Genomic DNA, 14,327 nt, shown 5'->3' on the forward strand with positions numbered 1-14,327 from the left:
TGAACGCAGCGAGGCTGCGCCCACCACCCGATTGTTCTATGACGCGTTCGGCAAGCAAGCCTGGCAGCGCAAGGGCTTCTATTCCGTACTCGACGCCCAAGGCAGCCAGGCGGCGCTGATGGCGCGCATGCTGGAGCTGGGCCATAACGCTCCGCTGCAACCGAATGCCAAGTTGCCCGCTGACATCGCGTTGGGCCTCAACCGCGAAAACATGTGCGCGATGCCCGCTGAGTTCAACGCCTACGCCGGCGCCCACCCCAAGGAAGGCATGCCGCTGGCGGTGACCGGCCTCACCGACCAGCAATACCAGACCCTGCAACGCTGGCTCGCCTCGGGTGCGCCGATTGATGCGCAAAGCCTCGCGCCAAGCGCCAACGAAGCCTTGCAGGTGCAGCAATGGGAAAACCTGCTCAACCAGCCAGGCGCCCGTGAAAGTCTGGTGGCGCGCTGGTTGTACGAACATCTGTACCTGGCGCACATCTACTTCGAAAACGGCGAGCCGGGGCATTTCTTCCAGTGGGTGCGCTCGCGTACGCCGAGTGGGCAGCCGATTGACCTGATCGCCACGCGTCGCCCCAACGATGACCCGGGCACCCAAGTGTATTACCGCCTGTGGCCGGTGCAGGGCGTGATTGTGCATAAAACCCACATCACGTATCCGTTCAGTGCCGAGAAAATGGCGCGCATCAAGCAACTGTTCTACGCCGGCGACTGGCAGGTCAGCGCCTTGCCAGGTTACGGGCCGGGGCGCCGGGCCAACCCGTTCGAGACCTTCGAAGCGATCCCGGCCAAGGCGCGCTACCAGTTCATGCTCGATAACGCCGAATACTTCGTGCGCACCTTTATTCGCGGCCCGGTGTGCCGTGGGCAGATCGCCACGGACGTGATCCGCGACAACTTCTGGACCCTGTTCCAGGACCCGGACCACGACCTGTACATCACCGATGCGCGTTACCGTGGCCAGGCCACGCCCTTGCTGGCGATGCCGGGGCAAAATGATGACGTGGGCAGCGTGCTCAGCCTGTGGCTGGCCTATCGCGACAAGCGCAACCAATACGAAGCGCTGCGCCGTGACAGCTACGCAGACCTGCCGCCGCCAAGCTGGTCGACGCTGTGGGCGGGCAATGACAACGCCTTGCTGAGCATTTTTCGCCACTTCGACAGCGCCTCGGTCAACAAGGGGCTGATCGGTGAAGTGCCGCAAACGATGTGGCTGTTCGACTACCCGCTGCTGGAGCGCACCTATTACCAACTGGCGGTGAACTTTGATGTGTTCGGCAACGTGTCGCACCAGGCCCAGACGCGGCTGTATTTCGACCTGATCCGCAACGGCGCCGAGCAGAACTTCCTGCGCCTGATGCCCGCCGACACGCGCGATGCCTTTATCGATGATTGGTACCAGAACAGCGGCAAACTCAAGCTGTGGCTGGACTATGAAGCGATCGATGACGACACGCCGACCGGCTTGCATCTCGATGAAAAACACCCGAAAGGCGATTTTGCCAGCCAGTTATTGGCGCGTTATGGCTATTTGAACGCCAGCCCGGACCCGATCAACCGCTGCACCGGCGCGTATTGCTCGCGCGCGGGGGTTGAGCCCGCATTGCGCGATGCCGAGCAGGCGCTGAGTCGCCTGACCTCGCGCCCGGCGGCGGGGCTCAAGGTGATTGATCAATTGCCCGAAGCGACAATGCTGCGCGTCGAAACGTCCAGCGGTAAACGCGTGGTTTACAGCCTGTTGCGCAACCGGGCGCACAGTAATGTGGCGTTCCTGTTGGGTGAGGCTTATCGCTATCAGCCGGGGCTGGATACGTTGACCATCTATCCTGGCGTGCTGAGTAGTTACCCGAACTTCATGTTCAATATTCCGGCAGCCGAAGTGCCCGCGTTTGTGGACGCGATGGAGAATGCCAAGGATGCCAATCGGTTCGAAAAAATCGTCGATCGTTGGGGGATTCGCCGTAGTCATCCGTTGTTTTGGCAATATTTCCATGATTTGTCGGCGTACATTCGGGAAACCACGCCAGTGGAAGAGGGCGTGTTGGACATGAACCGGTACGAGAATTTGTGAGGTCACCCAAGCCGAACTCGGTCAACTGCGGGAGCGGGCTTGCTCGCGATTACGGTCTGTCAGCTAAGTATTTTTCAACTGATACACCGCCATCGCGAGCAAGCCCGCTCCCACAGAAAGCAGATCTGCTGTGTCTGCAAAATCCGCTTTTGATCGGTGTGATCTTGATCTTGCCAGCGCTCCGCCAAAGCCTATCCCGACAAAAACACTAGGACTTTGTACCTGCGTAATAATTTGGCGTAAACTCCCGTCAAGCCTGTGAGGAGTTTCCATGACTGCCATAACCATTACCGACGCCGCCCACGATTACCTGGCTGATCTGCTGTCCAAGCAGAACACCCCAGGCATCGGTATCCGCGTCTTTATCACCCAACCCGGCACCCAATATGCCGAGACTTGCATCGCCTATTGCAAGCCCGGTGAAGAAAAGCCTGAAGACACCGCGCTGGGGCTGAAAAGCTTCACCGCGTACATCGACAACTTCAGCGAAGCCTTCCTCGACGACGCCGTGGTCGACTACGCCACCGATCGCATGGGCGGCCAGTTGACCATCAAGGCGCCCAACGCCAAGGTGCCCAACGTCAACGCCGACAGCCCGGTCAACGAGCGCATCAACTACTACCTGCAAACCGAGATCAACCCGGGGCTCGCGAGCCACGGCGGTCAGGTCAGCTTGATTGACGTGGTTGAAGACGGCATCGCCGTGCTCAAGTTCGGCGGCGGCTGCCAAGGCTGCGGCCAGGCCGACGTTACCTTGCGCGAAGGCATCGAGCGCACCTTGCTTGAGCGCATCCCCGAGCTCAAGGGTGTACGTGACGTGACTGACCACACGCAGAAAGAAAACGCCTACTACTGAGTAAGGTGTTCACTGCGAAGATAAAAAACGCGCCCGTGAGCGCCGTTTTTTATGCTTTAAATTCAATGGTCTGCAGCATCTATCTAACAAACAGGATTAGAGTCGGATGAGGTGGCTTTGTTAAAGCCAACCGTCACGGTCGATAAAGGTGCGCATGCCCTGCGCGGTACAGCGACGACTCGCTGAAACTGTCATTCGTCAGCACCCGACCGACTACAATCAACGCCGTACGCCGAAAGCCTTTGGCGGCGACCTTCTCGGTGATGTCCGCCAGCGTACCCAGCGCCCAGTCCTGATCCGGCCAGGTCGCGCGGTGCACCACGGCAATCGGGCAATCCGCGCCATAGTGCGGCAGCAGCTCGGCAACAATCTTGTGTAGATGGTTAACCCCCAAGTGAATCGCCATGGTCGTGCCGTGGCGCGCCAAACTGTCGAAAGCCTCACCGGCCGGCATGCTGGTTTTATCCGCATAGCGGGTCAAAATCACGCTTTGCGCGATGTCCGGCAGGGTCAGTTCGGTTTCCAGCAACGCTGCGCAGGCGGCCACGGCGGTCACGCCGGGAATGATCTGGAACGCGATGCCCAGCTCGCGCAGATGACGGATTTGTTCGCCAATCGCGCCGTACAGGCTCGGGTCGCCCGAGTGCACGCGCGCTACATCCTGGCCCTTGGCATGCGCGGCCTGAATCAAGTCGATGATCTGTTCCAGGTGTAATTCGGCGCTGTTGACCACCTGTTCCGCATGATGCCCTTCCAATACCGCAGCGGGCACCAGCGAACCGGCATAGATGATCACCGGGCAACTGCGGATCAGCCGTTGGCCTTTGACGGTGATCAATTCCGGATCGCCGGGGCCTGCGCCGATAAAGTAGACGGTCATGCGAAATTCCTGTTGAAAAAGCTGCTGAGCATGAAGGTTGCTCATGATCGATACGGGCGATTATCGTGTTTTTAACCGGCGCAGGCTAATGCAAAGGTGGCATGGGCGGTTTTTTGGCGGGTGATCAGCAAGCGCGCAGGCGCGTCATAGAGCTGCTCGGCCAGGGCCAGGGCGGAACTTTCGGCGACGCCATAACAGCCGGTGTGTGCAAAGGCGACCTCAGACCTGTGGCTCAGGCGCTGTTCATACACGGCCAGTTGCGCTGTGCTGAAACACTGCAACGGCAGGTTCAGCCACTGCGCCAGCGCGAGAAGCCCCGGTTCATTCTGTTTGTGCTCGATACTCGCCAGTGCACTGATGCGCTGGCGCTCGATGCTGGCCTCGGCGAGCGCGCTGTCGAACAGCGCCAGCAGGCTCTGAACATCACAGCCGCGCCGGCAGCCCAGGCCAACGATCAAGCTCATGCCGCGTAATGCGCGTCGCGGTTGCGGCGGAACAGCCAGGCGCTGATCAGGCCCAGCGCCAGCCAAAATGCCACGTTGGTCAACTGCGAGGCGATCTTGAACTGCGCTTCCAGGGCTTCTGGCGCCAGCATCGCGTGCACCTCGGGTTGCGGCGCGCCGACCAGATGCGGCACCGCAAGAATCGCCACGCCCAACACTTTCAGCAGCCAGTTGCGACCAAACACCAGCAGCGCGATACCGGCAGCGGTGGACGCGGCAGTGCCAATCCACCAAATCTGACGCTGCGCCAAGTCGGCGGCGGCGGTGCCCGGCAACTCAGGCGGCAGGCCCAGCGTGGGCGCCAGCACAAACGTCGCGTAACCGGCCAGGCCCCACAGCAAGCCTTGTGCGGTACGCGTCGGCGCGCGCAACGTGTAAAGGCCAGCGAGCATCAGCGCAAACCCCACCGCAACCACCAGGTTACCGCCGGTGGTCGACAGCACGCGCTGCCAGCCGTCTTCCGGCTCCCAGGCCTGTGCGTCGTGAGTGTGGGCGGCGGCGCCCTCGGCATGCACATGCGCCGCTTCGCTGGCAGCCGGGGCGTGCTCGAAGGTTTCCGCCTGCAAAATCAGCGGGGCCACCCAAAAGCTTTGCAGCAGGGTCAGCAGCAGGGCGGCAAGCAAGCCTGTGAAACCTGCGGTTTGGGCAATACGCTTAATCATCTCGGCAGGCCTCAGTGGCACGGGAACGCGGCGCTGTGGCGGGTATCGTGCGCGGCGTTGTGCACCGCCTCGATATGCGAGAAACCGGCGAAATACACCAGGCACGCGCCAAGAATAGAGGCGCCGATGGCGGCGCTCAGGCGTTGGCTCAGGGTGGCGGTGTTGCTGGCGGTGGGCGAGGTGCTGCTGATGATCGACATGGCGCGTCCCTTCAGGTTTCAGGGTGACACGAGCGCATGAAAACCCCGCGAGCCGGGCTCGCAGAATTTTAAACAGCGCCCGCCCACCGCGGGTTTGTTATCTGAAATTTTTCGGGCCGGTCTCCGGGCTTGCGAGGGACGCTGGGTCTGGAAAGCGTCGCCTTCCCATGCCGTACAGGCACAGTGGATCTGACGCTTCACTCGCTTACCGTTGCGGGGGCAGCACCGGACTTGCCATGCCTTTGAGTATAAAGAAGGCGACTCACCGGTTTCCCGTTTCACCCTCTGCAGGGCACCCGAAACAAGGCGTATAGGAGAACACGGGCAAGCGCTGGGCGTCAATTGGAAGGGGCAACGCTACAGATGACGGTTGGATTGGTTTGTATTTGAAATAGGTTGTTATGTTGTTTTGCTAGAACTAGCGAGTAACACTTTCAGCTAATCATAAGGCGTGAAAGTTCTTTATTTTTATCGTCGAGTATTGGAAGGTGAGCGCCTTGAATGTGTATGTATTATTAAATTTTTAATGGGGGGTCAATGGGTGTCGTCTATATCTAGAAACGCTTTTAGCTCGCCTGTTTTTGTTGACAGTAATGAGCCGGCTCAACCCCCTCTCGACGCTCATTCTCATGCATCGTCGCAGTGCTCTAGCCAGCAATGCCATCCCAACGCCAACGCGCCTAATCTCTCGCAGGCCGCCCAGCGCGCCGACGATCCGTATTATCGGGCAGGCTCCGGCAAACCGTCACTGTCAATTAGCGACGTCGCTGGCCAAATAGATCGAAAGGGCCGTAAATTCAACGATGCCAATGGCGATAACGTGCTGCAGGTCGCCTATACTTTTCGTAATGTTGCAGCGGGAGAAAGAGGTTTTAGTACGGCGCAAAAAGAGCAAGCCAGGCGTTCGATGCAATCGTGGGCCGATGTTGCAAATATTACGTTCGAAGAGGATGCCCCGCGAGCCGATGGCCGGCTCAGCCTGGTTAATAGTCAGGTGCCAGCAGTGGCTGATTCCCGATTTTCAACGTTATGGGGGCGGGTGCGCGTAAATCCCGAGTACGCTGATAATCGTACCCCTTCAGTTAATAATTATGGGCGCCACACACTCACCCACGAAATCGGGCATGCATTGGGGGCTGCGCATCCGGGCGACTATAACTACGACGCTGAAAGCGAGCCGTTGAACTATAAGGATCATGCGACCTACCTTCAAGACAGTCAGGCCTACTCTGTGATGAGTTATTTCGATCCAGGCAATACTCATCATGACTTTAAAGAACACTATGCGTCGTCACCCCTGATGGCCGATATTGCCTGGGCTCAGAAAGTCTACGGAGCCAACCATACGACGCGCAATACAGACACCGTCTACGGATTTAACTCCACTACTGGCCGAGACGACCTTTCTTTGAATTCATCTCGTGACGACGCCGTGTTCAGTGTGTGGGATGGCGGCGGCAACGATACGTTGGACTTCTCCCTTTATCACCAGAACCAGGTAATCAACCTGCGCGCTGAATCGTTCTCCGATGTGGGTGGAATGAAGGGCAATGTCTCTATCGCCAAGGGCGTCACCCTGGAAAACGCGATCGGCGGTTCAGGCAGTGATGTATTGATCGGTAACCATGCCGACAACCTTCTCACAGGTGGCGCTGGCCCTGATCAAATGACCGGTGGCGCAGGCAGCGACACATTTGTATATGCCAACGCCAGCGATTCAACGTTATATGCCCCGGATCAGTTGACGGACTTTGTCAGTGGTCAAGACAAAATCGATATTTCCCAATTGCTGAGCAAACATCACATCAACACCCTGACTTTTGTTAACCGCTTTTCTGGCGCGCCGGGGGAGGCGGGAGTCGGCTACGATCCACAAAACAACGAGTCTTGGCTTGTGATTGATTTGAACGGGGACCGCCAGATTGACTTTTACCTTGAGAGCCAGGGTCGGATCAGGGCTTCCGATATTATCGGGCATGTGCCTTTCAAGCACCGATACGTATAAGTGACTCGTCCTGAACACTTGGAACGACACCGTCATACCCTGACATTCCTCTGTGTTTGACGTGCCACGCGTTGCGATTGTGCAGTCGCCGGACGAATCTCCGGCGCCGGACATTGACCGCTCGCCATGCACTGCGTAGCCTTGGCCGCTCGAGGTTCTTCGGCCCAGGCCGAAGCTAAGAAGGGAACGCGGTTCAAGCCGCGGCTGCCCCCGCAACTGTGAAGGGTTTAGCTTGCTGCCACGCCACTGCCATGCCGGCGGGAAGGCGCAGCCGGCGCCGGTCGCAAGACCCGCACGCCCCAAGCCAGGAGACCTGCCTCGTCACCGATTTTCTACTTCAACCGGGCGGGGTGATCCGGTGACGAAACCCGCTACTGCGCGCCGCCGCAGGGCTTATCGTCCCGTATGCCCGCCCCAAAGGGCATCCGATGAAAACACTGGCTAAACTCCCCGTCACCATCGTTACCGGCTTCCTCGGCTCGGGCAAAACCACCTTGTTGCGTCACATGCTCGACAACGCCCAAGGCCGTCGTATCGCGGTGATCGTCAATGAGTTCGGTGAGTTGGGCATCGACGGTGAAATCCTCAAGCAGTGCTCCATCGGGTGTACCGAAGAAGAAGCCAACGGCCGCGTCTATGAGCTGGCCAACGGCTGCCTGTGCTGCACCGTTCAGGAAGAATTCTTCCCGGTGATGCGCGAATTGGTCGCGCGTCGCGGTGACCTTGACCACATCCTGATCGAAACCTCGGGCCTGGCCCTGCCAAAACCCTTGGTACAAGCCTTCCAGTGGCCGGAAATTCGCAGTGCCTGCACGGTTGACGCGGTGATCACCGTGGTCGACAGCCCGGCCGTGGCCGCCGGCACCTTTGCTGCATTCCCGGACCAGGTCGATGCGCAGCGCAAGCTCGACCCGAACCTTGACCACGAATCGCCACTGCACGAGCTGTTCGCCGACCAACTGGCCAGCGCCGACCTGGTGATTTTGAATAAATCCGACCTGATCAGCCCCGAAGACCTGGCCCGCGTGCGCCTGGAAGTCGCCGAGGAGTTGCCGCCTGCCGTTAAAATCATCGAAGCCAGCAGCGGTCGCGTGCCGTTGGACGTGCTGATCGGCTTGGGCGCCGGCGCCGAAGAACATATCGACGGCCGCCATAGCCACCATGAAAGCCACCACGACGGCGGCGATGAGCATGACCACGATCATGACGCCTTCGACTCGATCTCCATCGACCTGCCGCAAGCCGACGAGGCTTTGCTGCTCGACGCGCTGGCGCAGTTGGTTGTGCAGCACGGTATTTTGCGCGTCAAAGGCTTTGCGGCGATCCCGAACAAGCCGATGCGCTTGCTTATTCAGGGCGTGGGCACGCGTTTCGACAAGCATTTCGACCGTGCCTGGGGCGCCGATGAAGCGCGCATCACGCGGTTGGTATTGATCGGCCAAGACCTCGACGCGGCCGGCCTTGAAGCGCAACTGCGCGCCGCGCTCAGCGTTTAAGCCATGCACCTGCTCAGGACTCAGCCGGGTGGTTTCGTCTCGGACGATAATATTGCCGACTTGGGCCAAACCCCTGCCGAGCTGGTGATCCTGTGCAGCGGCGATTCCAGCTTGGCGCTGCTCGCTGAAGCGGCCCGGCAACTGCCCGACGATTACCCGAGCTTTCGCCTGGCTAACCCGATGCAGGTGCAAAACCATGCGTCGGTCGACCTGTACGTCGACGAGGTGCTGCAGCACGCCAAAGTCATTCTGATCTCGCTGCACGGCGGCATCGGTTATTGGCGTTACGGCGTCGAGCGTCTGGTGGCATTGGCCGAGCGTGGCGTGCAGTTGATCCTGGTGCCGGGGTGTGATCGGCCCGACCCGGAACTGAGTGGCCTGAGTACCGTCAGCGTCGAAGCGCGTGAGCGCCTCTGGCATTTTTTGCGCCAGGGCGGCTTGGGCAATGCGCTGGATTTTTATCGCTGCCTGGCCAGCACTCACTTTGGCCGCGACTACGCGTGGGCCGAGCCGCAAACACTGCCGCGCACGGCGATTTATCACCCGCATAAAACCAACGCGCGGCTGAATGACTGGCAGGCGGATTGGCACGCCGAGTTTCCGGTGGCGGCGGTGCTGTTCTACCGCTCGCATTTGCAGGCGGCGAATACCGGTTTTATCGACGTGTTCTGCCAGCGCCTGCAAGCGGCGGGCCTTAACCCGTTGCCCATCGCGGTGGCCAGTTTGAAAGAGCCCGGCTGCCTCGCGGTGGTCGAGGACTTGCTGGATGAGGTGCACGCGGCGGTGATTCTGAACACCACCGGCTTTGCCCAGTCCAGCCCAGAAGCGCCGGATCTGCGCCCGTTTCGGCGTAATATTCCGGTGATCCAGGCGATTTGCGCGCAAGACAATCAGCCCGGCTGGGAGGCCAGCGCACAAGGCCTTGGCCCGCGTGATTTGGCGATGCACATCGCCTTGCCGGAGCTGGATGGGCGCATCATCAGCCGGCCCATCAGCTTCAAGGATTTGGCCTGGCGCAGTGAGCGCAGCCAGTCGGACGTGGTGTGCTACCGCGCAGCGCCCGAGCGCATGGATTTTGTGGCCGAGCTGGCGCGCCGCTGGGTCGAATTGGCGCGGGTGCCGAATGCGCACAAGCGCATTGCGCTGATCCTCGCCAACTACCCGACCCGCGACGGCCGCATCGGTAACGGCGTGGGCCTGGACACTCCGGCGGCGGCGTTGAATATCCTGCGCGCGTTGCAAGCCGAAGGCTATCCGCTGCCGGACGCGCTACCTGACAGCGGCACGGCGTTGATTCATGAGTTGCTCGGCGGCGTCACCAACGACCTCGACAGCCTCGACCTGCGCCCGTGCCACCAAAGCCTCAGCCTGGATGACTACGAGGCGATGTTCAGCCGCTTGCCCGAGGCCAATCGCCAGGCCGTGCTGGCGCGCTGGGGCACGCCACACAACGACCCGATGTTTCGTGACGGCCGCCTGATGATCGCCGGCCTGCGGCTGAGCCTGACCTTTGTTGGCATCCAGCCGGCGCGCGGTTATCAGGTGGACCACAGCGCGGTCTACCACGACCCGGACCTGGTGCCGCCGCACGGCTATTTAGCCTTCTACTTCTGGTTGCGCCACACCTACGGCGCTCACGGCGTGATTCACGTCGGCAAGCACGGCAACCTCGAATGGTTGCCGGGCAAGGGCGTGGGCCTGTCGCAACACTGCTGGCCCGACGCGTTGCTGGGGCCGCTGCCGAATATCTACCCGTTTATCGTCAACGACCCAGGTGAAGGCGCCCAAGCCAAGCGCCGCACTCAGGCGGTGATCATCGACCACTTGATGCCGCCGCTGACCCGTGCCGAAACCTACGGGCCGTTGCGCGACCTTGAGCTGTTGGCGGACGAATACTACGAAGCGCAATTGCTCGACCCGCGCCGCGCGCTGGAACTGCAAAAAGACATTCTCAAGCTGGTGCGCGAAACCCGGATTGATCAAGAGCTGCAGATGGGCAGTGAGGTCGATGCGGCAGTCTGGTTGCCGCGCCTCGACACCTACCTGTGCGACTTGAAGGAATCGCAGATTCGCGACGGCCTGCATATTTTTGGCGAGTCGCCGCAAGGCCGCTTGCGCATCGACACCTTGCTGGCCTTGCTGCGCATCCCGCGGGGCGATGGGCGTGGCGCGCAATCGAGCTTGCTGCGCGTATTGGCCAAGGCCTTCGAACTGGGCTTTGACCCGCTCGATTGCGCGCTCGCCGAGCCCTGGACCGGGCGCCGCCCGCAGGTGCTGCAGCAAATCGATCAACAGCTTTGGCGCACCGCCGGTGATACCCGCGAGCGGTTGGAGTTGTACGCCGCGCGGTTGATCGAGCAAGCCCTTGAAGGCCCGGTCGAGCCGCTTGAACAGCCGGGTTGGGAGGCTGTGAAGGCCGTCATCGAGAACCTGCGCATTGTCGTCGCACCGCGCCTGGACGCGTGCGGGCCAGCGGAAATGCGCGGTTTGCTCGACGCCTTGAGTGGGCGCTTCGTGCCGGCAGGCCCCAGCGGCGCGCCCAGCCGTGGGCGCCTCGACGTGCTGCCCACCGGGCGCAACTTCTTCAGCGTGGACGTGCGCAATTTGCCCACCACCACGGCGTGGCGTATCGGCTTTCAATCCGCCAACCTGATTCTTGAGCGGCATTTGCAAGACCACGGCGACCATCTGCGCCAGATCGGCCTGTCGGTGTGGGGCACCGCGACCATGCGCACCGGCGGCGATGACATGGCTCAGGCCATGGCGCTGATGGGCGTACGCCCGGTGTGGGCCACCGGCAGCCAGCGCGTGGATGACTTTGAAATTTTGCCGATCAGCCTGTTGGATCGCCCGCGCGTTGATGTGACGCTGCGCGTGTCCGGGTTCTTCCGGGATGCGTTTGCCAACCTGATCCGCCTGTTCGACGCGGCGGTGCAAGCAGTGGCGGCGCTGGATGAGCCGGACGCGATGAACCCGCTGGCCGCCAAAGTGCGCAGCGAACGCGAAGCGCTGCGCCTGTCGGGCCTGGATGAAGAGGCTGCGGCCAAACAGGCCGGCTGGCGCATTTTTGGCGCCAAGCCCGGCGCCTATGGCGCGGGTGTGCAGGGCGCGATTGACGGTCGCCTGTGGCAGAGCCGCGAGGACTTGGCCGAGGTCTACCTGAACTGGGGCGGCTATGCCTACGGCGGCTCCGATGAAGGCACCGCCGCCCGCGAACAATTCGCCCAGCGCTTGAGCCAGGTGCAGGCCGTGGTGCAGAACCAGGATAACCGCGAGCACGACCTGCTCGACTCCAACGATTATTACCAGTTCCAGGGCGGCATGCTCGCCGCCGTGGAAACCCTGAGCGGTGACAAGGCCGCCAGTTATCACGGCGACCATAGCCAGCCGGACCTGCCGAAGATTCGCACCTTGAAGGAAGAGCTGAACCGGGTGATCCGTTCCCGCGCCGCCAACCCCAAGTGGATCGAAGGCGTAAAACGCCATGGCTATAAAGGTGCGTTTGAAATGGCCGCGACTGTGGACAACCTGTTCGCCTTCGACGCGACCACCGCGCTGATCGACGACCACCAGTACGCTTTGCTCGCCGATGCCTATTTGCTCGACGCCGACACCCGCGCCTTTGTGCAGCAGCACAACCCCGACGCCTTGCGCGACATGACCGAACGCATGCTCGAAGCCCAACAGCGCGGCATGTGGCAAGACCCGGGGGCGTACCGCGAGGCGCTGGAAAACCTGTTGCTGGATATAGAAGAAGGATGAGGCGCTTGTTACAGGCCACTGGTTAATAGCTGCAAGCTACAAGCTACAAGCTGCAAGCTGCAAGCATCTGCTGCGCGATGATATTCACCGAGGGCTCGCATGACTGATATTCCGCATTTCCCGCTCTGCGCCGTCGTCGGTGCCGATGCGCTTAAACTGGCCCTGTGCCTCACCGCCATCGACCCAAAAATCGGCGGCGTATTGATCGAAGGCCCGCGCGGCATGGCCAAGTCCACACTCGCACGCGGCCTGGCGGACCTGTTAGCCAGCGGGCAGTTCGTGACCTTGCCGTTGGGCGCGACCGAAGAGCGCCTGATCGGCACCCTGGACCTGGACGCCGCACTCGGCGAAGGCCGCGCGCAGTTTTCCCCCGGTGTGCTGGCCAAGGCCGATGGCGGCGTGCTGTATGTCGATGAAGTCAACTTGCTCGCCGACCACTTGGTCGACCTGCTGCTGGACGTGGCCGCCAGCGGCACCAACCTGATTGAACGCGACGGCATCTCCCACCGCCATTCCGCGCGTTTCGTTTTGATCGGCACCATGAACCCGGAGGAGGGCGAGTTGCGCCCGCAACTGCTTGACCGCTTCGGTTTCAACGTGGCGCTGAGTGGGCAAACCGTGCCTGCCGAGCGCGGGCAAATCATCCGTCGTCGCCTGGAATTCGACAGCGACCCGGCTGCGTTCTGCACGCAATGGGCCGAGCAGCAAGCGGCGTTGCGCGAGCGCTGCACGCAAGCGCGGGCGCGGCTCGACAGCATCGACCTGGATGACCACAGCTTGGCGCAGATCACTGAGCGTTGTTTCGCTGCTGGGGTCGATGGCTTGCGCGCAGACCTGGTGTGGTTGCGCGGCGCACGCGCGCACGCGGCGTGGCGCGGGGCTAGCGCGATCGCCGAAGAAGACATTGACGCCGTGGCCGAATTTGCCTTGCGCCATCGCCGCCAGCCACACTCGCCACCCGCCAACCAACCCCATCAAGGCCAGGCGCCGCAACCTTCAGACACCTCACCCGGCCAAGGCCAGTGGGGCGACACGCCTGCACCGGCGTTGCCCACCGGCGCGCGCCGTGAAGTGCCCGCCTGGCCAAAAAAGCCCTAGGCATTCGCCCTCGACCTGACGCGGGGGCGGATGCCCGGCCCAAGGCGGGCCGACTCGATAAAGGCAGGCACGGCAAGGCGCGCAGCGCCCGGCAAGGCTCGATCAACTGGCCGGGCACTTTGCTCGGTGGCCGGCCGCACAGTCGTGAAGATCTGCGCTACCACCTGCGCAGCCGCTCGGCCGATGAATTATGGCTGGTGATTGTCGACGCGTCGGCGTCTACGCGGCGCCATCGCGCGTTAAGCGATGCCAAAGGGTTGTTGGCCCAGCTGTTTGACGACGCCTACCGGCAACGCGCGCGCATGGCGTTGTTGACCGCCAGCGGGCAATCGCCCACGTGGCAAGTGCAGGGCCTCAAAGCGGCGAAAAGCTTGGCCGGCTGGCTCGATCAACTCGGCGCGGGCGGCGGTACGCCGTTGCTGGCGGCGCTGTGCGAAGCCGCGCATTGGCTGCAGGCGCGGCGCCGGCGTTACCCTGCCGAACAGCAGCGCTTGCTGGTGATTACCGATGGGCGGCTGAAAGCCCTCGCCGGTTTGCCGGTGCTTGATTGCCTGGGCTTACTGGTCGACATCGAGCGTGGCCCGATCACGCTGGGGCGCGCAGAACAACTGGCGCGCGCGCTGCGCCTCGACTACCGGCATATCGATAGCCTCTAGCGCGCACGTTGTAAAAGTTCCCCCTGCCAGATTCCCGCTTGTCCCCAGTTCCCATGTCACCCCCCAGTGGCCAAACGCCTTAGTTTCCCAAGTTCGCTGCAAGCCTCTCAAGGCTTTCGGCTGCGCCTGTTTTTTTAA

11 protein-coding genes and 2 riboswitches are annotated in these 14,327 nt (G+C 61.5%); of the genes, 7 read left to right on the forward strand and 4 right to left on the reverse strand.

What is annotated here, in order from left to right:
• The coding region (locus F0169_RS08950; protein ID WP_152746290.1) for a fatty acid cis/trans isomerase at positions 1–2,071 on the forward strand (2,071 nt) is incomplete at its 5' end.
• 271 nt (positions 2,072–2,342) lie between these two features.
• Positions 2,343–2,927 carry a Fe-S biogenesis protein NfuA gene (gene nfuA / locus F0169_RS08955; protein WP_017136914.1) on the forward strand — a complete coding sequence of 195 codons (585 nt, stop codon included), beginning with the start codon at positions 2,343–2,345 and terminating at the stop codon, positions 2,925–2,927.
• Positions 2,928–3,060: 133 nt separating this feature from the next.
• On the opposite strand, the gene cobM is transcribed toward nfuA, so the two are convergent.
• From cobM to F0169_RS08975, 4 genes are all read right to left on the reverse strand, one after another.
• A complete protein-coding gene (gene cobM / locus F0169_RS08960; RefSeq protein WP_058411670.1) occupies positions 3,061–3,807 on the reverse strand; it encodes a precorrin-4 C(11)-methyltransferase in 747 nt (248 codons plus the stop codon).
• A 71-nt stretch (positions 3,808–3,878) separates the two neighbouring features.
• Positions 3,879–4,271, reverse strand: coding sequence for a cobalamin biosynthesis protein (locus tag F0169_RS08965; RefSeq protein ID WP_152746291.1), 393 nt, complete (start codon positions 4,269–4,271; stop codon positions 3,879–3,881).
• Positions 4,268–4,972 (reverse strand): CbtA family protein, encoded by a 705-nt coding sequence (locus tag F0169_RS08970; protein WP_058411668.1) that lies wholly within the window; start codon positions 4,970–4,972, stop codon positions 4,268–4,270. Before F0169_RS08970 ends, F0169_RS08965 begins: the two co-directional genes overlap by 4 nt.
• A gap of 11 nt (positions 4,973–4,983) precedes the next feature.
• A complete protein-coding gene (locus tag F0169_RS08975) occupies positions 4,984–5,172 on the reverse strand; it encodes a CbtB domain-containing protein (RefSeq protein ID WP_058411667.1) in 189 nt (62 codons plus the stop codon).
• A gap of 97 nt (positions 5,173–5,269) precedes the next feature.
• Positions 5,270–5,487: riboswitch (cobalamin riboswitch) on the reverse strand.
• Between the two features lie 136 nt (positions 5,488–5,623).
• Between F0169_RS08975 and F0169_RS28150 the strand changes: the two genes are divergently transcribed.
• The 5 genes from F0169_RS28150 (at position 5,624) to F0169_RS09000 (ending at position 14,189) form a co-directional block, all read left to right on the forward strand.
• Complete coding sequence (locus F0169_RS28150) at positions 5,624–7,177, forward strand: M10 family metallopeptidase C-terminal domain-containing protein (protein ID WP_152746292.1); 1,554 nt, start codon at positions 5,624–5,626, stop codon at positions 7,175–7,177.
• Positions 7,178–7,313: 136 nt separating this feature from the next.
• Positions 7,314–7,512: riboswitch (cobalamin riboswitch) on the forward strand.
• Between the two features lie 93 nt (positions 7,513–7,605).
• Positions 7,606–8,673, forward strand: a complete 1,068-nt coding sequence (gene cobW, locus F0169_RS08985) for a cobalamin biosynthesis protein CobW (protein ID WP_122249979.1) — start codon at positions 7,606–7,608, stop codon at positions 8,671–8,673.
• A gap of 3 nt (positions 8,674–8,676) precedes the next feature.
• Positions 8,677–12,435: a cobaltochelatase subunit CobN gene (cobN, locus tag F0169_RS08990; protein WP_152746293.1), complete on the forward strand. Its 3,759-nt coding sequence runs from the start codon at positions 8,677–8,679 to the stop codon at positions 12,433–12,435.
• A gap of 99 nt (positions 12,436–12,534) precedes the next feature.
• On the forward strand, positions 12,535–13,533 hold the full coding sequence (locus F0169_RS08995; protein WP_152746294.1) for a magnesium chelatase ATPase subunit I: 999 nt from the start codon (positions 12,535–12,537) through the stop codon (positions 13,531–13,533).
• A 2-nt stretch (positions 13,534–13,535) separates the two neighbouring features.
• Positions 13,536–14,189, forward strand: a complete 654-nt coding sequence (locus F0169_RS09000) for a vWA domain-containing protein (protein ID WP_341869090.1) — start codon at positions 13,536–13,538, stop codon at positions 14,187–14,189.
• Positions 14,190–14,327 lie beyond the last annotated feature (138 nt).

The organism is Pseudomonas kitaguniensis (assembly GCF_009296165.1).
Classification (GTDB): domain Bacteria; phylum Pseudomonadota; class Gammaproteobacteria; order Pseudomonadales; family Pseudomonadaceae; genus Aquipseudomonas; species Aquipseudomonas kitaguniensis.

Coding starts and splice junctions, on each gene's coding strand:
- nfuA (WP_017136914.1), top strand. CDS start 2,343: ATGACTGCCATAACCATTACCGACGCCGCCCACGATTACCTGGCTGAT.
- cobM (WP_058411670.1), bottom strand. CDS start 3,807: ATGACCGTCTACTTTATCGGCGCAGGCCCCGGCGATCCGGAATTGATC.
- F0169_RS08965 (WP_152746291.1), bottom strand. CDS start 4,271: ATGAGCTTGATCGTTGGCCTGGGCTGCCGGCGCGGCTGTGATGTTCAG.
- F0169_RS08970 (WP_058411668.1), bottom strand. CDS start 4,972: ATGATTAAGCGTATTGCCCAAACCGCAGGTTTCACAGGCTTGCTTGCC.
- F0169_RS08975 (WP_058411667.1), bottom strand. CDS start 5,172: ATGTCGATCATCAGCAGCACCTCGCCCACCGCCAGCAACACCGCCACC.
- cobW (WP_122249979.1), top strand. CDS start 7,606: ATGAAAACACTGGCTAAACTCCCCGTCACCATCGTTACCGGCTTCCTC.
- cobN (WP_152746293.1), top strand. CDS start 8,677: ATGCACCTGCTCAGGACTCAGCCGGGTGGTTTCGTCTCGGACGATAAT.
- F0169_RS08995 (WP_152746294.1), top strand. CDS start 12,535: ATGACTGATATTCCGCATTTCCCGCTCTGCGCCGTCGTCGGTGCCGAT.